This window comes from Hafnia sp. HMSC23F03 (genome assembly GCF_001816025.1).
Taxonomy (GTDB): Bacteria; Pseudomonadota; Gammaproteobacteria; order Enterobacterales; family Enterobacteriaceae; genus Hafnia; species Hafnia paralvei.
In genome coordinates this window covers 1-20,034 of the sequence record NZ_KV824243.1, presented here as the reverse complement: position 1 = coordinate 20,034, position 20,034 = coordinate 1, and the positions used below count along the sequence as shown (strand labels likewise).

General features: G+C 50.1%; 19 protein-coding genes. 2 read left to right on the top strand and 17 right to left on the bottom strand.

Features of this window, described 5'->3' with window-relative positions; genetic code table 11:
* Positions 1-6: 6 nt before the first annotated feature.
* The 9 genes from HMPREF3091_RS20040 to tssB form a co-directional block, all read right to left on the bottom strand.
* Positions 7-306, bottom strand: coding sequence for a PAAR domain-containing protein (locus tag HMPREF3091_RS20040; RefSeq protein WP_070718435.1), 300 nt, complete (start codon positions 304-306; stop codon positions 7-9).
* Positions 282-818 carry a DUF6931 family protein gene (locus HMPREF3091_RS20035; protein WP_070718432.1) on the bottom strand — a complete coding sequence of 179 codons (537 nt, stop codon included), beginning with the start codon at positions 816-818 and terminating at the stop codon, positions 282-284. Before HMPREF3091_RS20035 ends, HMPREF3091_RS20040 begins: the two co-directional genes overlap by 25 nt.
* A 14-nt stretch (positions 819-832) precedes the next feature.
* On the bottom strand, positions 833-2,767 hold the full coding sequence (locus HMPREF3091_RS20030) for a type VI secretion system Vgr family protein (RefSeq protein WP_070718428.1): 1,935 nt from the start codon (positions 2,765-2,767) through the stop codon (positions 833-835).
* A gap of 9 nt (positions 2,768-2,776) precedes the next feature.
* Positions 2,777-3,736, bottom strand: coding sequence for a type VI secretion system baseplate subunit TssG (tssG, locus tag HMPREF3091_RS20025; RefSeq protein ID WP_004091468.1), 960 nt, complete (start codon positions 3,734-3,736; stop codon positions 2,777-2,779).
* Positions 3,727-5,523 (bottom strand): type VI secretion system baseplate subunit TssF, encoded by a 1,797-nt coding sequence (gene tssF / locus HMPREF3091_RS20020; RefSeq protein ID WP_070718426.1) that lies wholly within the window; start codon positions 5,521-5,523, stop codon positions 3,727-3,729. The genes tssG and tssF overlap by 10 nt, the downstream gene beginning before the upstream one ends.
* Before the next feature lie 27 nt (positions 5,524-5,550).
* Entirely contained in the window at positions 5,551-5,910 is a 360-nt protein-coding gene (locus tag HMPREF3091_RS20015) for a GPW/gp25 family protein (protein ID WP_168168199.1), read from the bottom strand.
* 102 nt (positions 5,911-6,012) lie between these two features.
* Positions 6,013-6,507, bottom strand: a complete 495-nt coding sequence (locus HMPREF3091_RS20010) for an Hcp family type VI secretion system effector (RefSeq protein WP_004091465.1) — start codon at positions 6,505-6,507, stop codon at positions 6,013-6,015.
* A gap of 35 nt (positions 6,508-6,542) precedes the next feature.
* On the bottom strand, positions 6,543-8,024 hold the full coding sequence (gene tssC / locus HMPREF3091_RS20005) for a type VI secretion system contractile sheath large subunit (protein ID WP_070718420.1): 1,482 nt from the start codon (positions 8,022-8,024) through the stop codon (positions 6,543-6,545).
* Positions 8,025-8,026: 2 nt separating this feature from the next.
* Entirely contained in the window at positions 8,027-8,509 is a 483-nt protein-coding gene (gene tssB / locus HMPREF3091_RS20000; RefSeq protein WP_070718417.1) for a type VI secretion system contractile sheath small subunit, read from the bottom strand.
* A 556-nt stretch (positions 8,510-9,065) separates the two neighbouring features.
* On the opposite strand from tssB, the gene chaA reads away from it, so the two are divergent.
* Complete coding sequence (chaA, locus tag HMPREF3091_RS19995; protein ID WP_004091462.1) at positions 9,066-10,175, top strand: sodium-potassium/proton antiporter ChaA; 1,110 nt, start codon at positions 9,066-9,068, stop codon at positions 10,173-10,175.
* 64 nt (positions 10,176-10,239) lie between these two features.
* Here the strand turns inward: chaA and HMPREF3091_RS19990 are convergent, their stop codons facing one another.
* Positions 10,240-11,082 (bottom strand): DMT family transporter, encoded by an 843-nt coding sequence (locus HMPREF3091_RS19990; RefSeq protein ID WP_004091461.1) that lies wholly within the window; start codon positions 11,080-11,082, stop codon positions 10,240-10,242.
* A 154-nt stretch (positions 11,083-11,236) separates the two neighbouring features.
* A complete protein-coding gene (phoH, locus tag HMPREF3091_RS19985) occupies positions 11,237-12,025 on the bottom strand; it encodes a phosphate starvation-inducible protein PhoH (RefSeq protein ID WP_004091460.1) in 789 nt (262 codons plus the stop codon).
* 523 nt (positions 12,026-12,548) lie between these two features.
* Between phoH and HMPREF3091_RS19980 the strand changes: the two genes are divergently transcribed.
* Positions 12,549-12,983: an Rrf2 family transcriptional regulator gene (locus HMPREF3091_RS19980; RefSeq protein ID WP_004091457.1), complete on the top strand. Its 435-nt coding sequence runs from the start codon at positions 12,549-12,551 to the stop codon at positions 12,981-12,983.
* 107 nt (positions 12,984-13,090) lie between these two features.
* On the opposite strand, the gene cheZ is transcribed toward HMPREF3091_RS19980, so the two are convergent.
* The 6 genes from cheZ to tsr form a co-directional block, all read right to left on the bottom strand.
* Positions 13,091-13,735, bottom strand: a complete 645-nt coding sequence (gene cheZ, locus HMPREF3091_RS19975) for a protein phosphatase CheZ (protein ID WP_004091456.1) — start codon at positions 13,733-13,735, stop codon at positions 13,091-13,093.
* Positions 13,736-13,744: 9 nt separating this feature from the next.
* Positions 13,745-14,134: a chemotaxis response regulator CheY gene (gene cheY, locus HMPREF3091_RS19970; protein ID WP_004091454.1), complete on the bottom strand. Its 390-nt coding sequence runs from the start codon at positions 14,132-14,134 to the stop codon at positions 13,745-13,747.
* Positions 14,135-14,168: 34 nt separating this feature from the next.
* A complete protein-coding gene (locus HMPREF3091_RS19965) occupies positions 14,169-15,221 on the bottom strand; it encodes a protein-glutamate methylesterase/protein-glutamine glutaminase (RefSeq protein ID WP_070718414.1) in 1,053 nt (350 codons plus the stop codon).
* Entirely contained in the window at positions 15,218-16,093 is an 876-nt protein-coding gene (gene cheR / locus HMPREF3091_RS19960) for a protein-glutamate O-methyltransferase CheR (protein ID WP_004091450.1), read from the bottom strand. Before cheR ends, HMPREF3091_RS19965 begins: the two co-directional genes overlap by 4 nt.
* 67 nt (positions 16,094-16,160) lie before the next feature.
* Complete coding sequence (locus HMPREF3091_RS19955; RefSeq protein WP_070718411.1) at positions 16,161-17,792, bottom strand: methyl-accepting chemotaxis protein; 1,632 nt, start codon at positions 17,790-17,792, stop codon at positions 16,161-16,163.
* A 263-nt stretch (positions 17,793-18,055) separates the two neighbouring features.
* Positions 18,056-19,723, bottom strand: a complete 1,668-nt coding sequence (gene tsr / locus HMPREF3091_RS19950) for a methyl-accepting chemotaxis protein (RefSeq protein WP_008813168.1) — start codon at positions 19,721-19,723, stop codon at positions 18,056-18,058.
* Between the last annotated feature and the right edge of the window lie 311 nt (positions 19,724-20,034).

Genomic DNA, 20,034 nt, shown 5'->3' with positions numbered 1-20,034 from the left:
CACTGGTTAACTAATTAAAACCGTTGGACAGCCGGCGACGATAGTGCCGCCATGGGCACAACTGTCACCCATGCGCGCTGCGGGCTTGCCGCCAATCATCACGGTCGTGCTGCCCATCACGATACTGTCTGGCGGACCGACACAGACGGCCATCGATCCCAAGGCTGCAGCGGGCACTCCGCCGATCATCACCGTGGCGCAGGCTGGACTAGAAATCGGCCCCCCAACGTGTGGAATCGGAGGTACACCCGGTGTCACCATCGGGCATACGTGCATATCGCCTACGCGAGCGGCAGGTTGTCCCATGACATGCTCCCCTGTTGAGATTGACTCTGTTGTCCAAACCAGTGGCTAAGCAACCTATGTGCTCCCTGCGGTAATGTGTCGTCAGCGGCGAGCTCGCTGCAAAGCAGCTTAAGCGCACAGAGCAGCATCAGTCCTGACAGATGAGGTTGTGGATAAACCGGCTCAAGTTCGGCCGCAGTCATGCTGCCTTGCGACCAAAATAGCGATAACCCCAGTGCGCCGACGACATGGCTAAAACCAATGGTTTGTGCCTGAGTAAATATCTGGCGCCGGAGATCTTCGTCTGGCTTGGCGATCCAACGACGCATATCGTTTAAGCAGCGCTGGCTCTCAGGGTTTTCATCAAGTGGGAAATTTACTATCCACGCGAGTACGTCCTGATAGGGATAACGCTCGGTAAAATCACGCAGCGTTTCCTCCCACTCGCCTGCGGCCAAAGAACGGCTGAGCGCAGTGGCAACGGTCTGTTGTTCGCAGGGGGTCGCGGCGGATATCAATGAGTAACCATTCATTCTCGTTTCTCCAGCTATCCAATCATGATGACGCCGCCCTTGAGCTCCGCCATACCACTTCCGTTAATCGTAACCATGGCCCCTTTCAGCTCCGCGGTGCCCGTACCTTCAATGCTCAGCGTGGTGGCGCTTAAGGTGATGCCCGTCGGCGTAATGCTGATCTTGCTGCTGCCGACTTTAAGTTCGATGGACTGCATCGACTCCAGTGACATCGCCTTATCCGTTTTCATCTGACTGCCGCCACCGGACACCGATAGTTTGTGGTCACCGTTGCTTAACGCCGCATTGAGATTACCCATCACATTGAGCGCATAGTTGCCCTGATTCAGCGCCAGTTGGTAATCCCCCTGTTTGAGCGTCAGGTTGTCATTGCCTTTGGTGATTTCAACGCTGCGATCGGCACCAATTTTGCTGGTTACCGTTTGGGTAACATCGCTAACCACCGCGTTTTTTACCGTTAGGCTGAGATCTTTTTGTGCGACGATAGTCAGCTTCTCTTCGCCCTTTTTATCGTCAAAACTCAGAGTGTGACCTTCATCCACCGCGCCGTTTTGACTGCTACGCGATACAAACCCCGATAGCGTTTTATCACCGGGTAAACTCATAGGGGGATGATTCAGTCCGTTGTAAACGCTGCCGGTAACCATTGGCATATCAGGATTACCTTGAATAAAGCTCACGATAACTTCGCTGCCAACGCGCGGTAAAAACACCGCGCCAAAACGTTCTCCAGACCATGGCTGTGACACGCGAACCCAGCAGGAGCTGCTGTCATCGCGCTTGTTCTCTTTATCCCAAGGAAACTGGATCTTGATCCGTCCGTACTCGTCGGTATAGACCTCCTCAGACTGGGGGCCGACCACGCTGGCGGTTACCACGCCCGAAACCTGCGGCGCTGGCGTGCGATTTTCTGGGCGATATGTTTTATCGTTATCCAGCGCGGTGATTTGGCACTGATAATCCGTAGTGTCTTGCTCCAGATTGCTGGTAATCGACAACGTTAATGAACGGATGCGATAGTCTCCCGTCGCCGACGGATGGTCGGTCAACGTGAAACGCTCGCCGCAGGAAAGCCAGTAGGCGTTGATATCCCCCGTGAATAGTTGGGTATCAGACTCTAAGCGCTCCATTTTCAGACGCGCCGCCGCCGAGAGATCGTCACGCTGAGCGCACCAAACCGCATCGGTGAAGGTGACTCCGTCAGCGCTGTGGCCCGCATCAATGCTGAGAGATTCCCCCTCAATCGCCGCTGCCTGATCGGGATTGTATCCAGACAGTGCAACCCCAGAAGCCGACATCCCACTGCGGATATTCCAACTCAGTACGCCCATCCCGTCCTGCTTACCCGCCACGGGGTGAAAAGGCAGGCTCGCCGTCGTGGCACTGGAGTGACTGGATGGGTGGTCAGCCAACACCAATGTGTGTTGGCCTGCTGCATGCTGGAAGTAGTAGTAAATGCCCTCTTGCTCCAGCAGACGGTTAATAAAATCGAAATCGGACTCACGATACTGGATGCAGTACTCGCGAGGCTGGTAGCTGGAACGCAGCCGTAAGTCGATCTGGCTGATGTTATGTTCACGCAGGATCTTGCTGACAATATCCGGCACCGCAATTTTTTGAAAAACCCGCAGATTGCGCCCCAAGCGCAACAGAGAAATCTGCGGCTCAAGCGTCATGACAAAGGTGCTAATCCCCTGCATATTGTTCACTTCTTCCAACGCGGTCACCACGCCGTGAATATAGCGACTTCGCTGCGCATCACCGATCTGGCAGGCCAGAGGTTTACCCAAATAGCGAGCCGCCTGCGCCGAGGTTTGCGTACTGCGTGAATAGGCGCGATAGCAATATGGCTGTGATAGCTGCTCTTCTCCCGAGAGTTCAAACAGCGCAAAATCATTAGCCGTGTCACCTACCCAGCGAATCAAACGTTGAGCCTGTCCTAATTGCATGTTGTTACCTTAATTCAAGTTAACCGGCAAACTGACGCGACGAAACTCCGGCGCCATTTGGGGTCCAAGACAAATATCAAAACCTAGCTCGCCGCTGCCTAAACGCGTCGCCGCGCTCTGCTGGTTTTCGATAAGCAGATCCAACCCGAAATCCAGCCCGATGCCGACGTAATCACGTACGTGACTGAGAAAGCGCTGATACTCTTGTCCTAGGGTTAAAAAGCTCCGCGCATCCTGTTGCGATAACGGCCCCAGTTGGATGGTGAAATAAGTTTGGCGATCCCAGAACACCGCGCCAATCGCGGGCGATTGGCTTAACGTTTGCCTCGCATTGCCTAGCTGGCAGCAATCGCTCGTTTCAAGTGCACTCCAGCGACCAACAAACGGTTGAATCTGTACCGGCAGTGAAAACCGGTGCTGTAGCCACTGCTCAAGGCAGACCAGCGATCGCACCGATTGAGAAAACAGCCCCGCGTATTCTTCTTGCTGCATTCTTGCTGAGCTCTGCAACACGCCAGATAAAGCACGTACCGGCAGCGTTAACAGCGAAACGCCGTTAAACTCATGGCTGGCATAAAAGTGATATTTTTGCCACGCCAGAAAACGCAGGGTATGCAAACGGTGGTTAAAAATATCGATGAACGCTTTACCTGCGCGGTCGCCATAGCGGTAATAACGTTCGATCAACCATTCCGTATACGCCGTGGGCATGGCTCCCAGCGCTCCCGTCAGCCCCTGGGTACAAACTTCAACCTGCCAACCTTGCTGATGCTTTAACTCGCTGACCTCGCCCACTTCACCTTTTGGTGCATCAAGAGAAAGCGGAGAAACAAACTGAAATTGCTCCTCTAGCAAACGCTGCTTTTCTTCAGGTTCTGAGTGCCCAGCCTCTACGCGCGATAATTTGCGCAGCATCACGCGCACCTGTTGGAAAAAATAGCTGCGGCTAAAAACCTTGATTACAGCCATAGCAAGCGCCCCGCACGAATCGGCCAACGCCGTAACGTTGCGTCATTTGACACAATCGCAGTTACGACTTGCGAGAAGCTATTCACCGGTGCATAAAGCGCCAGAAAATGATCTAAAAATTGGCATAGCAGGAAATATTCAGCCTCTTGGCTCGCCTCACGCGCAAAAACAATGCTGATTTCCACTCCCCGCGCCACCGAACGAGGATCGGCGGCGGTGAGTCGTGCCATGATCGGCTTGACCTCAATCTGTGAAATGAGATCGATCAGCCGCTCGTTGGCCGGATTTAAGCTATAGAGGGTGAGCGTTTCTTTTAACACCCGAAGACCTTCTGGACCGCTCAGCAATTGATGGTTCAGCGCCAACTGTGAAATCAAACGCCAGCGCATTGCCTGTTCTTGCTGTGGGCGAATCGGTGCCGTTGGCCGAGTTAATGCCGAAATTTTTATGCCCGCCAGCGGCAGCGTGGATTCAAAATCGCCGTTAGGATCGCCATTGATCAGGTGAGCAGGCAAATTACGATTAGTGCAGGTCAAATTCAGCCGAACCATATCGCACTGCGGTGCGGACAGCTTTTCGTAGCGATCTGAAAATGCGATAAACCAATCGACAGAGACGCCCTGATCGAGCACGCTTTCTCGCAAAATGGCCTGCCACCAAACATCCATCTGGGATTCACGCTGGGAGTGATCGATACCAAACAGAGGCAAAATCGGCTGAGAGATCATCTCATTGCCTTGTTTGTGGAGGGCAAGCACGCTGTCTATCGCCCACACCTCTAGATAAGACTGATAGCGCACATCGGGGATGACTGGATACTCCAGCGTACTATCGTTAAGCGTGATCGGCTCAGCACGTTGGGAAAAAAGATTAATCGCCGGTGAGCAACCGAGTTTGAAGAAATCGGCATCAATCAAATTCGCCATGCTCTCTAAATATTTTACGCTTGGGCAGGCGTTGAATAAAAAATCCAAAGTGAACGAAGTCTGACCTACCGCGCTAAACGCCTCTGGCAAGCGAATATCAATAAAATGAAATTTCTTCTGAAACCAAAAGTACTCTTGCAACAGTGAGTGAGCAGGTGAAATCGCGGTATTGGCTCCCAGTAGACTTTCATCTTGCGCAAAACCCACTGGCGTAATATTCCCCTTCGCCAGTGACATCACGCGGCCATCAACGGAAACTGAGGCCGACGACACTTCACTGCATAACAAGGTGTAAAGTACATTAACAACCGGTGTCGCACCGTTGAGATAAAAACGTAGCGTATCTTCTTCCACCCGCGCTTTAGGCCATACCGTAAAACGCAGCTGTAACCGCCAGCTCATATCATTTTCGTTTTGATTTATCTGAGCCTGCTCTAATGTCATGGGGAACAAAGACAGCGGAAACACCGTGCGAAATCGGCATGCCTGCCCTTCGACCGGACGAGAGTAAAGTTCCGTCCCCGCTTCAACGAGGCTTTTAGCCGTCATCGCCGCTGCGCGTGAGTCCGGCTTCATTTGAATAATGCAAACCGAGGGTAACTGACGTAAAAACTGAGGAGCCAGCGCGGTAAACAGCGCATGAGTCACCTCCGGCATATCTTCATCAAGTCTTTGCTGTACGTTAGCGCATAATAAAGCGAAGGATTCAATTAGGCGTTCAACGTGCGGATCTTCAGACAACCCTTCGGAAATCCCCAATCGACGAGCAATCTTAGGAAAACGCAGCGCAAAGTGCGCCCCTTTCGTTTTCAGATAGGCGAGCTCTTTTTGATAATAGGCCAGCAATTTGCTCGTCAACATGGGTGGTTACCACTTAAGTATGCAGAATCAGTAATGACAAAAAAAATGGCTCATGGCGTCGTCCCAAACCAACGTAAATTCCAGCGGTTGGTTTTGACTCACGCCTTTAATAATGAACGTGATGCGAGATAACGATTCAAAATGCGACGTTACGTCTACGTCTTGTAACCGTGACTCGAACCGTTGCAGCGCAACCACAATTCGCTCTTGTAATATTCGCGCACGGTCAGTACGCGAAATATTTTCGCTAAAATGTTCGTCAATGCCGTAATTCAGCACCGACGTATTAAGCCCTGGTATTGACTCGATATATCCAAGACGTGGACGAGAGGACAGCAGCATTACGATTTCATCAATAAAATCGTGTGCATTATTTTTCTCACTCAAATTATCTTCCACGCTGTCGGGAAAATTATCTGCCAGTCTTAGTAACAATGAATTCAGCATTTCTAGAGTGAAAGACAGTGACTAACACTGCCTTTCTCCAAATTACATTTTAGTATTTTCTAACAGATTCCAACCAACCGGCCCCTGCTTACTCACTTTACCGCCAGGTTCAACGGTGTTGGTTTCGAAACTGACCGAACTGAAGGCAAAGCTAATGCTCTCACTTGGATTACCGGACGTGTTTTGTACCGAAATAGAATAGCCATTGAAGATACAATCGGTATATGTCCAACGAACCATTTCATGGTTTTTATCATCGGTTTTGACGGCAAAAGCCACGATGATTTTTTTAACGTTTGTCCCTAATGCCACCATGTTTGAAATTTGCGTGGAGGTTGAATCCATATCTTTAGAAAAAGAGATGTGTTCAAAATTAACGCCATCGCTATTCAGCTGGCCACTACCATTATCGATGTTAACGGAGCTGAATACGCCTTGATTAATATGCTCAATGGCAATCCAGTCTTTGTACTGTTTGTCACTTACCGTTCCCTTCACGCCATCAATTTGCATAAAAATAGTTGCTGCCTGAGCCATATAAATACCTTGTATTAGTCATTAATTTAAAAAAATTACGCGTTGGTTGAGTTTGGTAACTCTGCAACCAAGCGTAACGACAAACTAAGCCCTTCCAATTGGAAATGAGGTCTTAGATATGCAACTGCACGATATTTTCCTGGTGAGCCGGGAACATCTAATACTTCTACACGCGCCTCTCGAAGCGGATGGCTTGCTTTTATTTGTGGCCCAACGTTATCTGAACCAACCACATATTGATTTATCCAGCCTTGCAAATAGGTTTGGCATTCAGTACGCGACATGAAGCTACCGACTTTATCGCGTACAATGGCCTTCAAATAATGGGCAAAGCGCGACGTCGTTAGAATGTATTGCAACTGGCTAGACAGTTTGGCATTCGCGTTAGCGAGGTCAGAATCATATTTACGAGGTTTATTCACGGATTGCACAGCGAAAAACGCCGCATAGTCCGTCCCCTTGCAATAGACCAACGGAATGAAGCCCAGCTCGGCTAACTCTTTTTCTCGGCGGTCTGAAATCGCCACTTCCGTCGGGCATTGCATAACACGTTCACCTGTTTGAGAGGTGTAGTTATAAGCCGGCAATGATTTCACCAAACCGCCTCCTTCTACGCCACGGATAGCCGCGCACCACCCATACTCTTCAAAGGCTTCGACCATGCGCCCAGCCAGCTCATATGCGGCATTAATCCACAGGTAGCTCGCGCCATGATTGTCTTCACGGATTTGCTCTTCAAAATTGAAAAGTTCGACCGGTACAGTTTTACTGCCATACGGCAAACGGCCCACGATTCGAGGCAATGTGAGGCCGACATAACGGGCATCGTCAGTTTGGCGAAATGACTTCCAGCGAGCGTAGTCAGAGGTGTCGAACAGCTTGCCTAAATCACGCGGACGCGGCAGTTCGGTATAATGGCTTAGGGCAAACATCCCTGCATTGGCAGCGCTGAGAAATGGCGCATGAGCAGCAGCGGCCACATGTGAAATTTGTTCCAGCAGCACAATATCTTCAGGATGGGCACCAAACTCAAAATCGCCCACAAACGCAGAGTAAGGTTCACCACCGAAGGTGCCATACTCACTTTCGTAAATACTTTTAAATAATGCCGACTGATCAAAATCAGATGCAGATTTAAAATCTTTTAGCAGCTCTTTTTTAGTGCAATTAAATACGCGTACTTTGGTATTTTCTGTCACACTGCGCTGAACCAGTCCTTGTAAACCACGCCATGATGACTCCATTTGCTGGAATTCTGGTGCATGGATAATATGGCTGATTTGCTCTGATAATAGAGCATCAATAGCGGCAATTCGGTCCTCAATACTCCCAACCAAATCGCTAGAAATGACAACAGCGCCTGAGGATACTTCAGCCAAAAAACTATTTAGCTGATTCTTGACTTTTTTTCTATCAGCTTCACGATAAATGGCCTGTGTATTATCGATAATGTCATCTAAATATTGGTCAGACGACAGCAACACTGGATTTTGATTTTCTGCTGCTACGGACTCCATAACTATTCTTCCTCCGCGCTGGCATTGACTTCAGATTCATTCAGTCGCTTTGCTAATAGCTCAGCCAGTTCGTCTTTGAGGCGATCGTTACTCGCGGTACGATTGCGTAAATCACTTAATTGCTCGCGCAGCTCAATGAGTTTTCTCAATGGCTCAACCTGCATAGCAATATTTTCTGGGGAGAAATCATCCATGGTATTAAATGACAGAGAAACCGGTAATTTCCCCTCTTTTTCAGGCAGCGCACTTTCTACCAATAAAGAAATAGACGGGCTCATCCCTTCCATAATGTCATTAAAGTTATCTTTATTGATGTGCAAAAAACGGCGATCTCTTAATGCATTCTCATCCTCAGCAAAATTTCCTATTACGCCTAAAACCAGAGGCAATTCTTTTTTGTTTTCAGCCCCCCCTATTTCGACATCATAGGTAATTTGTACCCTCGGTGGCCGCGCCTTATCTAGTTTGTGCTGTGTATTAGACACACGTTCTCCTCTCCACTGAAGATGGATTCTTAAATTAAGTATTGTTGGTACGCATGAATGATATCAACTGACATAAAAAACATTCGACGCGCTGTTAGGTGAGGGAGTATAGCGGTGAAAAAAATATTAACTCAAACATTTTGTCGGTCTATATTTGGAGTTTTGTAATAATTTAAAACATATTCACCTAGTGTAATTCAAATAAATTAACGGTTTTAAATAGGCTATTTAATCCTTAGGATGGAATTAGTTTTGAACTTATTAGTCACTACTGAAATTAAATCCATAGTGAAAATCTGTTCCATTTCACCCTGCAAATAAACGCTCCCCCTATAGCACTATGAAACCTTCGCACCAGCTCATTTGCCCCAATATCATGATTTAAGTCAGCAGACCGTGATAAAAATGCATAAAATAAGTAAAGCTAAGTAAAAACTAATCGAGAAAATCGTTTTTTTTGATAGGCTGTGCATAGTTTTATCGAACTATTGATTGAGTTTTACGATGAAGCTTTGCGATTGACCGCCTGCGCCTAGTGATATGGAGAATAATCATAATGAAGTCAGAAACTGAAGCATGCCGAGTAAAAACGCGGCATAGCGAGTACTCATTAGCCCTACCTGTTATTGCCTTAGTGGTTCTTACTCTTTGGGGAAATACCCAGAATTTACCTGCTATCGCAGGCATCAATATTCTGGCACTGATCGCTATCCTGAGCAGTGCCTTTAGCGTAGTACGTCACGCTGACGTGCTGGCTCACCGTTTGGGTGAACCCTACGGTTCGTTAATTCTGAGTCTGTCCGTGGTTATCCTCGAAGTCAGCTTAATCTCCGCGCTGATGGCTACGGGAGACGCCGCCCCTGCGTTAATGCGTGACACGCTCTACTCTATCGTGATGATCGTCACCGGCGGTTTGGTTGGTTTCTCTTTGCTGCTGGGTGGGCGTAAATTTGCTACCCAGTTTGTAAATCTGGCCGGTATTAAGCAGTACCTGATTACGCTGATCCCTCTGGCGATCATCGTGCTGGTACTGCCAATGACGTTCCCTAACGGCAATTTCACTACCGGTCAGGCGCTGATGATTGCAGCAATCTCTGCGGCGATGTATGGCGTATTCTTGCTGATTCAGACTAAAACCCACCAGAGCCTGTTTGTCTATGAACATGAAGACGATGGTGATGACCCTGCCGATCCCCACCATGGCAAGCCATCAGCGCACAGCAGCGCATGGCACGCAGGTTGGCTGATCGTACATCTTATTGCGGTTATCGCGGTGACTAAGTTTAACGCCAACCCGCTGGAAAGCCTGTTGAGTACGCTGGACGCGCCGAAGCAGTTCACCGGCTTCTTGGTTGCATTGCTGATTTTGTCACCGGAAGGCTTAGGGGCGTTAAAGGCGGTTCTCGCAAATCAGGTACAGCGCGCAATGAACCTGTTCTTTGGTTCTGTGCTGGCGACTATTTCTCTGACGGTGCCTGCGGTAACTATCATCGCCACGCTGACGGGTCAGCCGCTGATCTTTGCGTTGGACGCGCCACAGATGGTCGTTATGGTTGCCGCACTGATGTTGTGTCAGGTGTCATTCAGTACTGGACGCACCAACGTGCTGAACGGTGCGGCGCATTTAGCGTTATTCGCCGCCTATCTGATGACGATCTTCTTGTAATCGTCCCACTTCATGTCAAACGGCGCGATTATCGCGCCGTTTTTATTGGCTGGAACCTCAGGTTTTACCCCAACCGCGATAGCATCACGCCCGTAACAATCACGAGACTCGCGGCGATTCTGGCTCTCCCCATCGGCTCTTTGAGCAGCCATACCGAGAAAATCATCGCAAACAACACGCTACTTTCACGCAGAGCTGCAACAACGCCAATCGGAGCTTGTGTCAGCGCCCAAATGACGATGCCGTAAGCGAGCAGCGACATCGCTCCACCAGCCAATCCGGCACGCCAGTTACGCTTGATCTGTACCCACGTTTTCCCTCGTTGATGGGCCCATAGCAACGGCAGCATAATGACGCCGTTAAGCGCGAACAGCCACAGCGTGTAGGTTAACGGCGCTTGTGCCGCACGCGCACCGGCACCATCAGACAGCGTATAGCCTGCGGTAAACATGGCCGTAATGAGTGCATAGCGCACCGCTTTGGCGTTCAATTTTTTACTGCCACCGCCGCGTAGCGCCATCAGCAAAACACCGGCCACTAAAACCACGGCACCGATGATCCCTAATAGCGGAGGATATTCACGTAGAAACAGCGCGCTGAGGATCATCGCCAGCAGCGGCGCACTGCCTCGTGCTAACGGGTAAATTTGCCCTAAATCACCTTGCCCATAGGCGCGACTGAGAAAGAGACAATACCCAGTATGTAATACCAGAGATAGCAATAGCCACGGCAGCGAGGCCATATTGGGTAGCCCTACCCACGCCAAACCGCAGAGTGATACCGCACCGGAAAACACCGCTATCAGCGCCACGCCGACAAAGCGTTCCTCACCAATCTTGACCAACGTATTCCAACTTGCATGCAGTAGTGCCGCGCAAAGTACGGCCAAGAAAACTGCGGTAGACATAATCCTGCTCACTAAAAAAACCGAGATACCAATAGGATAAGATCTGCGCGCACGATTGTCACAAATACGTCATAGAAGTGTTATGTGTAGAGGATTAAATAAGCAAGGCCACCCGAAAGTGGCCCTGAGAAGCAAACAGGATTAACGATAAAACTTATTGGTATGCGTTTAAGGTGCGCTGGCAAAGCGCCGAGCGAACGCAGTCTTGGCTGTCAAAGCGGACGATACTCACCATCCCATCCTCAGTGAAGCGTTGCAGCGCATCTTCGAGGCCGGATTTCACTCCGCGGGGTAAATCACACTGGGTTATATCGCCGTTAACCACCACGGTGACATTCTCACCCAGACGAGTCAGGAACATTTTCATTTGGCTAGCGGTGACGTTTTGCGCCTCATCAAGGATCACAAAAGCATTTTCAAAGGTACGGCCACGCATATAGGCAAAAGGCGCAATTTCTACCTTACCAATTTCAGGCCGCAGACAATATTGCAGGAATGAAGCCCCTAAACGCCGAACCAACACGTCGTAGACCGGGCGGAAATAAGGCGCAAACTTCTCGGAAACATCACCCGGCAGAAAACCGAGATCTTCGTCGGCTTGCAGCACAGGACGTGTGACAATAATGCGATCAACCTCCTTATGGATGAGTGCTTCCGCCGCTTTCGCTGCGCTAATAAAGGTCTTGCCACAGCCCGCTTCGCCGGTGGCAAAGATTAACTGTTTGGATTCAATTGCAGACAGATAAGCGACCTGCGCTTCCGTTCTGGCCGTGACTGGCGCGTTATCGCGTTTTTCCCGCGCCATGCCAATGGTTTCAATACCGCCCATCTGAACCAGAGAGGCAGCCTGATCTTCCTCGCGCTGACGTTGACTACGGCCATCACGTTTTACGACACGTTTAGCTTCACGACGCGCTCTGATAACAGCTTTCTGTTTTCCCATTTTGGCACCTTACAGTTGGTTTCAATCGTCATTCCACGTTTCATGAACGAACTGTCACTCGTTTATCCGCTAACCTCCTCAGTGAGGGTTAACCTGCTTGATACGAACACACGCGCGAAGCCAATCCCTGCGGCGCGCAGTCGTAATAGGGGTGGAACAGATAGGAGAGTTAAACTATTGAGTGGGGAGTAAAGCCGTGACGCAGATTTTGCTGAGTCGATATTCTTGCTGTCACAGACAGCCTGAAGTGTGGTTCTTGATTGACATCGTGCTAGCCCAAGTAAGGACTGTCTCATCCGCGCTCCTCACAAACCTGCTGGTTCAATAACCTGCGTTAGTGTGAATACTGCTGTCGCCTAATGAAAATTTACTGCTTGATGATGACAGTATAATGACAGTGTTAATATTATTGCCACTAATTGTTAAAAAAGATTTAACTTTACTATTTATTGCCATGAGCTCAGCCAAAAGCGCCATAATTATGTTATAAACAGAGTTAATATTCTTACTCACTCGCGACTTCATGAAATTAACGACTTACACCGATTTTGGCCTACGAGCCTTGATGTATCTGGCCTCCATGCCCTATGGTCAACGCACCAGCGTGGGTGAAATCGCCAGCCATTACGATATCTCGCGTAATCATATGGTGAAAGTCGTCGCACAGTTGGTCGGGTTGGGCTATATCCACGCAGTACGCGGCAAAGGCGGCGGTATTGAGCTAGGCAAACCCGCTGCGGACATCAACATCGGTCAGGTCATTCGCGCCTTGGAGAGCAATCTGAACGGCATTGACTGTCATTCACCGGGTTGCAAACTGATTAAGGTATGTAAATTACAGGCCGCATTGAAGGTGGGGATGGAGGCCTTTTTGACCGCGATGGAAGATTACACGCTTGCCGATCTGGTCAGCAATCGTGGGGAGATTATTGCGATTTTAGGCATACCGGCAGAATAATGTTTACGGCTGAAAACGGGGCTTTGCACAATTATCTATAGTGTTATTTTAGCGCGATGTTGCTGATAAGCAGCGGCATTGCTATCACGATACCGCTGCTTCTTTCGTTAAAACCCTAAACTTCCCAACAAATCATCAACCTGCTCCTGATTTGCCACAATGCCAGGGCCGTTTTGGTTCATCTGTGGGCCATTGAGTAAGCCATCGTTTTCGCGTTTAGGCTTGGCCGAAACATCTGGGATATTTTCAACCAACACCGCCAATAGCTCTTTCTCGATCTCCTGAACCACACCCATCATACGCTTAATAACCTGACCGGTAAGATCTTGGAAATCCTGCGCCATCATGATCTCAAGCAGCTGAGCATGAGTAAATGAAGTGTGTTCAGGGACAGCAGCCAGATAACTGCGGGTATCAGAAACCAATACGCGCGCGTCGGAAAGCTCGATAGGATTAGCAAACCACTCATCCCAACGCACTTTCAGATCGGTCGCCCCTTTTTCCAATGAGGTTTGGCGCGGCTGCGCGGCTTCAACGCAGTTTAATGCGCGTTCGGCAGCCTGTGCTGTCATCTGTACCACGTAGTCCAAACGATCGCGGGCATCGGGTATCGCTTCTGCCGCTTGAGCAATTGCCTGATCCAGACCAAGCTCTTTCAAGCTGTCACGCAGCATGCGCGTCAACTGGCCAATTCGAGCAATAATATCGTTGGCAGTGGCCGCATCAGTTGCGGGCATAGGATGTTCGTTCATTGTGACTCCTTAGATCCCCAACTTTTCAAAAATCTTATTCAGCTTTTCTTCTAACGTTGCTGCCGTAAACGGTTTAACCACATAACCGCTGGCTCCCGCCTGCGCGGCGGCAATAATGTTTTCTTTTTTCGCTTCTGCCGTCACCATTAGCACCGGCAACGCGCCGAGGCTTCCATCAGCCCGAATCGCCTGTAGCAGTTGTAGACCGTCCATGTTGGGCATGTTCCAGTCAGAAACCACAAAATCAAATGCGCCAGCGCGTAGCTTGGTTAAAGCATCTGCGCCATCTTCCGCTTCTTCTACGTTATTAAAACCCAGCTCTTTAAGCAGGTTTCTTACGATGCGGCGCATTGTGGCAAAATCATCAACAACGAGAAAACGCAGATTTTTATCCGCCATACTGACTCCTCAAAGGTCCCCTACTCAGGGAACGTTAAATACGCAGTGCCTGTCCGGCACTAATTTGCGTCAGCATACGCTGACTGATTTGTTGCAGATCGACCACTTCATCGACGCCGCCCGTTAAAATGGCCTCTCTTGGCATACCAAATACCACGCAGCTGGCTTCGTTTTGCGCGATGGTATAAGCCCCTGCCTGATGCATTTTGAGCATCCCCGCGGCACCGTCATTTCCCATTCCGGTGAGGATCACCCCTACCGCATTTCGCCCTGCATAGCGTGCCACCGAATCAAACAGCACATCGACCGAAGGACGATGGCGGTTAACCGCCGGTCCTTGATGCAGCCGCACGATGTAGTTCGCGCCGCTACGTGCTAGCTCAAGGTGCATATCACCCGGCGCAATATAGGCATGACCGGGTAACACTCGCTCCCCCTCTTCCGCCTCTTTCACCGTGATCTGGCAAAGCTTATTCAGCCGCTCAGCAAATGAGCGAGTGAACCCCGGAGGCATATGCTGAGTGATCAGCAATGCCGGGCTGGAGCTAGGTAGCGGCTGCAGCACATGGCGAATGGCCTCGGTGCCACCGGTGGATGCACCAATGGCAATCAGCTTTTCACTACTGAGCAGCGGCGTATGGCTAAGCGTCGCTGGCTTCACCGGCAGAGAACCGCGCGCTGGCAGGCGCGCTTTCGCCGCCGCCCGCACTTTATCGGCAATCATTTCGCTGTAGGCCAGCATTCCTTCGCGAATACCCAGTTGAGGTTTAGTGACGAAATCTACTGCCCCCAGCTCCAGCGCTTTCAGCGTGATTTCCGATCCTTTTCCCGTTAGTGAAGACACCATAACCACCGGCATCGGCCTGAGACGCATCAGCTTTTCAAGGAAATCAATGCCGTCCATGCGCGGCATTTCTACGTCAAGCGTTAGCACCTGAGGGTTAAATTTTTTAATCAGATCGCGCGCCACCAGCGGATCTTGTGCCACTGCGACCATTTCCATATCGGGATGACTATTAATAATTTCCGTCATCAGCTGACGCATCAGCGCCGAGTCATCAACACACAACACCCGAATTTTACTCATCGACTCTCCTTGGACAGCCCATACACGGTTTGTCCGCGCAAATAAAACTCTTGGCTGATATGGCTAAAGTTTTCCGAATGGCCTGCAAACAACAATCCACCAGGTTTCAGCAGTTTGATAAAACGATGGAGAATGCGAGCCTGAGTTTCTTTATCAAAATAGATCATCACGTTACGACAAAATATGGCGTCGAACGGCCCGGGCAAATCCCACTGCGGCGACAGCAAATTGAGCATTTGAAAATGCACGCGCTGTGCTAATTCAGGTCGAACACGTACAAAACCCTGCTGCGGCCCCGTCCCTCGCAGAAAAAAGCGCTGAAGCTGAGACGGCGTGAGATGCTTAGTTTCTTCCTGCCGATAAACACCACGCACGGCTTTTTCCAACACCTGAGTATCAATATCGCTGGCCCAAACCTGTGGCCCGACCGGCGTGGTACCCAATGCTTCTGCTAACGTCATGGCAATCGAGTAGGGTTCTTCACCTGACGATGCCGCCGTGCTCCAAACACAGTAATTGTGCGGACGTTTGCGCGCATGTTCCGCCAAAATGGGAAAGTGATGCGCCTCGCGAAAAAAAGCCGTTAAGTTGGTCGTTAGCGAGTTAATAAACGTCTGCCATTCACCGTGACTTTGGCTACTTTCCAAAAGTGCTAAATAGGCGCCAAAATCATTCAGATTCAGCGCTCGCAGGCGTCGAACCAGCCGGTTGTAAACCATTTCTCGTTTGTGGTCGGCTAATACAATGCCGGCATGTTGATAAATAAGCTGACTGATGCGACGAAAATGAACGTCTGCCAAGGGGACTCGCTGCATCATCAATGCGGGAGCCTGAACATCATCGTTTCCTGACTGTGTAAATAAATTCGCCATCACTCACCCAATTTACAATGGGCGAACGACCCAAGGCCGTTCACCATTAACTACCGCTTTAGCCCTGCTAAATCGGTTGCCATACATCTTTGTCCTTGGGCAGCTTCTGCGTAGATGTTGCGATACGTTCATCAACAACTCTCGCAGCGGGTGCTGATACCAGATGGAACGCGGCAACAGAGCGCGTCAGAGCATTTGCTTGCTCTTCCACCGCCTGTGTCGCTGATGCAGCTTCTTCGACCAGTGCCGCATTTTGCTGCGTCACCTGATCCATTTGCGTTACCGCCAAAGCAACCTGTTCGATGCCTCGGCTTTGTTCATCGGAAGCAGAGGAAATTTCGCCCATGATGTCGGTGACGCGAGCGACCGAACGCACAACTTCTTCCATGGTATTACCTGCATTTTCAACTAAGGCAGATCCTTGCTTCACACGGCTGACTGAATCATCGATCAGCCCTTTAATCTCTTTGGCCGCCTGCGCGCTGCGCTGCGCCAAATTACGCACTTCCCCAGCAACGACCGCAAAACCGCGCCCCTGCTCCCCCGCTCGAGCCGCTTCAACCGCCGCGTTCAACGCGAGAATATTGGTCTGGAAAGCGATGCCGTCGATAACGCTGGTGATATCACCGATTTTCTGTGAGCTGCTAGCAATCTCATGCATGGTGCGCACAACGTTACCGACGATTTCGCCACCTGAGGTCGCCGTACCTGACGCTTCTTTCGCCAAGCGAGCCGCCTGACGTGCGTTATCCGCATTCTGTTTAACAGTTGCCGTGAGTTGTTCCATGCTGGCTGCCGTTTCTTCCAGCGACGCCGCTTGCTGCTCTGTGCGCGAGGAGAGATCGTTATTGCCTGAAGCGATCTCTTGTAGGCCGTTATAAATAGCGTCAGAACCCTGACGTACGGTTAATACGGTTTTCGCCAACGACTGCTGCATTTGCTGCAAGCTGGCAAACAATAAGCTGAGCTCATTACGCCCAAACACGTTGATTTCACCCGACAAGTCACCGTCTGCTATGCGATCAAAGTGGTCACGCATAGTATTCAGCGGAGAAATCAGCATCTTGCGTAGCCAATACAGCGAACCCAGAACGACAACAATCAGCATGACAATGGCACCCGCGACCATCAGCATTGAGAGGGTGTAGGCGTTTTTGTTTTCGGTTGCCGTTTTTGCCAGTACATCATCAACATGCTGGGTATAGGCCTGCGTCTGTACCTCAAACAGGTCTTGTATTTTTTGTGTCGGCTGATCCATAAAACCTTGTAGATCGCCTTGCTCCAGCAGAACAATGAGTTCTCGCAACGTGGTACGTAATTTTTCGTAGCTCTGCTTGGTTGTTTCTGTCAGCTCCACGCCTTCCTTCGTGACACGAGGAACAGCCAAGAACTGGTTAAAATAGAGATCAGCCTTCTGCAATGATGAACGGGCCCCCGCCATCAGCTCATTAACTTTCTCTTGTGGCACTTTGAGTGCGGCACGGGTGCCTGCTCGGTTGAGCGTATTGCGCGCCTGTAATAACGCCACCCATGACTGATTCAGCGCTTCACGCTGATCGTTAACCACCTGCACGTTAGAAAAGTTATTGTTATCGGAACGAATCGACATAAATGACAAGCCGGTAGATCCCAATTGCAGCAGGCAGAACAGCATAAGCAGCAGGAACAGACTGGTTGATACTCGGATTCGATTAAACACGATGCTTTCCTTTTGGGCCGGTTCATTTGTAGGGTACCCGGCGCTGTCACGTTTTAATTATTCCCAACGCGCGTAGCGGCTTTGTCATCAGCGTCGCCACACGCGTGGAGATACATACTCAATAGATTTCAAGGTGTAGTTCACTTGAAACATTCATCCATGCCGTAGCCTGAAGAATGAAGAGTAAAAAAGTGCTTCAGCTTATCCCCGCTATGCAGGTAGGGTGGTCTTTGCCACCCTTTTCATTTTTATGACTACGGTGTTTAGAAGGTTTCCCAGTTATCACCCGCATCGGTCGCCGCAATAGCACGAGGCGCCGGAGTGGCAATCACAGGCTTAACGCTACGACTTTCGCTGATGTCTTCTTTGAAATCATGCTGGATGCGGAATACTGAAACCGCCTGCGTCAGCATGCTGGCCTGTTCTTCCAGAGCGGCAGCCGCAGATGCGGATTCTTCCACCAACGCGGCGTTCTGTTGGGTCACGCGATCCATTTCAGACACGGCCTGACCAACCTGATCGATACCGCGGCTTTGCTCATCAGAGGCCGATGCGATTTCGCCCATAATGTCCGTCACGCGAGTCACCGCACTGACGATATCGCCCATGGTTTCGCCCGCGCTTTCGACCAGCACTGATCCCATATCGACACGATTTACTGAGTCTTCGATAAGACCTTTGATTTCTTTCGCTGCCTGAGCACTGCGCTGCGCCAGATTACGTACTTCACCCGCCACGACCGCAAACCCACGCCCCTGTTCACCGGCTCGTGCCGCTTCAACCGCCGCATTCAGTGCCAGAATATTGGTTTGGAAAGCGATACCGTCGATGACGCTGGTGATATCAGCAATCTTCTGTGAGCTTCCTGCGATGTCATGCATGGTTTGCACTACGTTCGCCACCACTTTGCCGCCTTTCTGTGCCGTTTCAGATGCGCTAAGCGCAAGATGGCTCGCCTGACGTGCATTTTCGGCGTTCTGTTTCACCGTTGCGGTCAGCTGTTCCATGCTGGCTGCCGTTTCTTCCAGTGAGGCCGCCTGCTGTTCGGTACGAGAAGAGAGATCGTTGTTGCCAGCTGAAATTTCGCTCGCGCCGCTGTAGATCGCATTAGCACCTTGACGCACATTACCTACGGTGCGAACCAGTTCACCCTGCATGTGTTTTAGGCTGGCGGCGAGTTGCCCCATTTCATTGGTACCATGCACGTCAATGCTCCGCGCCAAATCACCGCCCGCGATATGTTTGATGCTATCGATCAGGCGATTTAGCGGAACAATCAGCGTTCTTTGAATACCGAACCAGACCAGAACAATCGCAACGGCCACCAGCGCAAGCACGCCGATCAGAATCCACATTGCCATGCTGTACGAACTGTTATTATCGTTCACCGCCTCCTGATACAAACGATCGTTTTGCACCAAATAATCGACATAACTTTTCTCAAATCCGTCTTGATAACCTTGCGTCGGCTGGTCAAAGAACTCATTGATTTTGCCGGTAGAAAGCAGTTGGATTAGCTCAGATAATGCACCGTGCAAGATGTCGTAATTACGCTTTAGCTGCTCGACAGACTCTTGGCTTTGACGTGGGTCGATAGGCAGCGCCTCGTATTCCCCCCAACGTCCTTCCGCCTGCTGCAGAGAGGTTTTAGCGATTTGCAGCAAATCATCCACCGTCGCACCGCTACCCGTTTTATTCACATCCATCATGTAACGGATGCCTGCACGGTTAAGCGTATTTCGCGTTTGGAGTAATGCTACCCAGCTACCATTCAGCGTGGACTGTTGCTGGCGGATGGTTTGTAAAACAGTGAAGTTTTCCTTGTCGTTTTTCAGGGCGTTAAAGAACAATCCTCCGGATGTCATTTGCAAAATACCAAACAACCCCAGCACCAACAGCAAACTGGTGACAACTTTTATACGGTTTAACATGGTTTCTCATTCTCGGTACGTCGGATAGAAGGGATATCGGCGGGGCTCTAGAAAACTTTAGGGGGGAATTTAGTTTAGTGGGGGGATAGGTGGGTTTTTGCTTGCCGATCGTTTATGAGACACCGGTGTCATGTTTCGTTCGTCTGTCGTTTATGTGACACCGGTGTAATATTTCGTTCGCCGGTCAGCAAATGCGTTGCTCCGGTTTGGGAACTCCACTATGCAAATATTGTGTAATATTCCGCCCGCCTGTCGTGTATGAAACACCGGTGTAATATTTCGTTCGCCGGTCAGCAAATGCGTTTCCATGA